Annotated in this window: 1 protein-coding gene; it reads right to left on the bottom strand. The window is 21.4% G+C overall.

Going from position 1 to position 819, the window contains the following annotated elements; translation table 11 throughout:
• Positions 1 to 470 precede the first annotated feature (470 nt).
• Positions 471 to 819, bottom strand: a 349-nt coding sequence (locus IE124_RS36295; protein ID WP_189513943.1) for a cytochrome b N-terminal domain-containing protein, incomplete at its 5' end; no start/stop codon positions are given.

Raw genomic sequence — 819 nt, 5'->3', positions numbered from 1 at the left:
TTTTCATCTTTTAATTCTACAAGAATTTCACAAGATGCATATTTATTTTTAGTAATACAAAAATAACCATCTCCGTCAATTAAACCGGCCAATCATTGGTTAAATCTAATATTACTATCTTTATAAATACTATAATGTCTTTTAAGAATAATTTGATTTATTTTTTTTATATTAAAAATATTTAATAAATAATTAAATTTATTTTTTAGTGTGCGTGTAGTCTCTGAAGTATCTACTAATAAATTCTTTTTATTACTCGTTAAGTGAGTATTAGAAGAATTTATATTGGTTACCTGCTGATTATCTTCTTTATAATAATATTTTACTCTATTGGGATTAAATAAATCACTTACAATATTTATTTTATTATATTGCTTTGTTCAATTAAATTTTAATACGAAATTATTTAATTGTTTTGTATTTAAAATATTTTGAATAATAAAATAATATAGAGTTTTATTATAAATTTTTCATTGATATTTAATAAATAAAGATTTCCAGCATACAGCACATAAAATATTAATTACATATGTAATTAATAATAAGGCCATATTTTGACCTAAAGTATTAGGTGAATAGAATACAAATAATGCTAAAATTAACATAAATAAGAAAACAGTTACTAAATCTTTAAAAATAAAGTATGAATGCATTGGAATTCTATCTAAATTACCTGTAATACCTAATGGATTAGATGAACCATGAATATGTAATGCCATTAAATGCATAATAACCATTGCAGCAATGATAAAAGGTACTAAATAATGTAACGCAAAGAATCTCTGGATTAGAGGGTTAGATACTGAGCTTTTAATGTTT

Origin of the sequence: Streptomyces narbonensis, assembly GCF_014649015.1 — a bacterium.
GTDB classification, from domain to species: Bacteria; Actinomycetota; Actinomycetes; order Streptomycetales; family Streptomycetaceae; genus Streptomyces; species Streptomyces narbonensis.
This window is presented reverse-complemented; position numbering and strand designations above follow the sequence as displayed.